General features: G+C 49.2%; 10 tRNA genes. All 10 read right to left on the reverse strand.

The features are described 5' to 3' along the window. Positions 1 to 44 precede the first annotated feature (44 nt). A tRNA-Met gene (locus EKG35_RS20665) sits at positions 45 to 121 on the reverse strand. A gap of 178 nt (positions 122 to 299) precedes the next feature. Then, positions 300 to 392: transfer RNA gene (locus EKG35_RS20670), tRNA-Ser, on the reverse strand. Positions 393 to 407: 15 nt separating this feature from the next. Continuing rightward, positions 408 to 483, reverse strand: a tRNA-Ala gene (locus EKG35_RS20675). Between the two features lie 33 nt (positions 484 to 516). Then, a tRNA-Gln gene (locus EKG35_RS20680) sits at positions 517 to 591 on the reverse strand. A gap of 36 nt (positions 592 to 627) precedes the next feature. Further along, positions 628 to 703, reverse strand: a tRNA-His gene (locus tag EKG35_RS20685). A gap of 18 nt (positions 704 to 721) precedes the next feature. Beyond that, positions 722 to 795, reverse strand: a tRNA-Trp gene (locus EKG35_RS20690). 47 nt (positions 796 to 842) lie between these two features. Further along, a tRNA-Arg gene (locus tag EKG35_RS20695) sits at positions 843 to 919 on the reverse strand. An 8-nt stretch (positions 920 to 927) separates the two neighbouring features. Beyond that, a tRNA-Leu gene (locus EKG35_RS20700) sits at positions 928 to 1,012 on the reverse strand. A gap of 14 nt (positions 1,013 to 1,026) precedes the next feature. After that, positions 1,027 to 1,101: transfer RNA gene (locus EKG35_RS20705), tRNA-Lys, on the reverse strand. Positions 1,102 to 1,108: 7 nt separating this feature from the next. Continuing rightward, positions 1,109 to 1,184 (reverse strand) — tRNA-Thr (locus tag EKG35_RS20710). Positions 1,185 to 1,232: the final 48 nt, after the last annotated feature.

Here is a 1,232-nt window from a genome sequence, read left to right on the forward strand (position 1 = left end):
TGCGTGACAGGCAGGCATGTTAACCGCTACACCACGGGACCTTTTGGTTGCGGGGACAGGATTTGAACCTGTGACCTTCGGGTTATGAGCCCGACGAGCTACCGAACTGCTCCACCCCGCGGTAATATTAGTTATCAGATATAAACTTTGTCATAACGCATTAAGTAAATCTCGAACCGTCCCGATTTCGATAAGCCATTCAAGATGTCTGCGAAATCGTTATGCTGAAGCATTTCTACGAAGCTTATTCGTTCGTGCTCCACCCCGCGATAATATTATAAAATCAAATTTAAAGAAAATGGCGGAGGAAGAGGGATTCGAACCCCCGCGCGGTTTAACCCGCCTGTCGGTTTTCAAGACCGATCCCTTCAGCCGGACTTGGGTATTCCTCCGTATTTACATTTCAATGGTGGAGCCTAGCGGGATCGAACCGCTGACCTCCTGCGTGCAAGGCAGGCGCTCTCCCAGCTGAGCTAAGGCCCCAGAGTTATCGATTTTGAACTACTTCCTCGAAAATGGCTGGGGTACCAGGATTCGAACCTGGGCATGACGGAATCAAAATCCGTTGCCTTACCGCTTGGCTATACCCCAAAAATATATCTTAAAAGTTCAGTCTTAAATTTTAAATGGGGCGGCTGATGGGAATCGAACCCACGAATGCCGGAACCACAATCCGGTGCGTTAACCACTTCGCCACAGCCGCCATCATGCTTAAAAATAATGGCAGGGGCAGTAGGAATCGAACCCACACCAAAGGTTTTGGAGACCTCTATTCTACCGTTGAACTATGCCCCTATTTAATTCGCTAAATTTAAACTATATACTAAAAACAATGTATGTATTGGCGCGCCCGGCAGGAGTCGAACCCACAACCTTCTGATCCGTAGTCAGACGCTCTATCCAATTGAGCTACGGGCGCTAAATAAATGGTGCGGGTGAAGGGAGTCGAACCCCCACGCCTTACGGCGCTAGATCCTAAGTCTAGTGCGTCTGCCAATTCCGCCACACCCGCATTAATATTAAAACTGGTGAGCCATGAAGGACTTGAACCTTCGACCCTCTGATTAAAAGTCAGATGCTCTACCACTGAGCTAATGGCTCGAAAAAATGGTGCCGGCGATAGGAGTCGAACCCACGACCTACTGATTACAAGTCAGTTGCTCTACCAACTGAGCTACACCGGCATATATGGTGGAGGATGACGGGCTCGAACCGCCGACCCCCTGCTTGTA

Source organism: Lysinibacillus telephonicus (assembly GCF_003966145.1).
GTDB lineage: Bacteria > Bacillota > Bacilli > Bacillales_A > Planococcaceae > Ureibacillus > Ureibacillus telephonicus.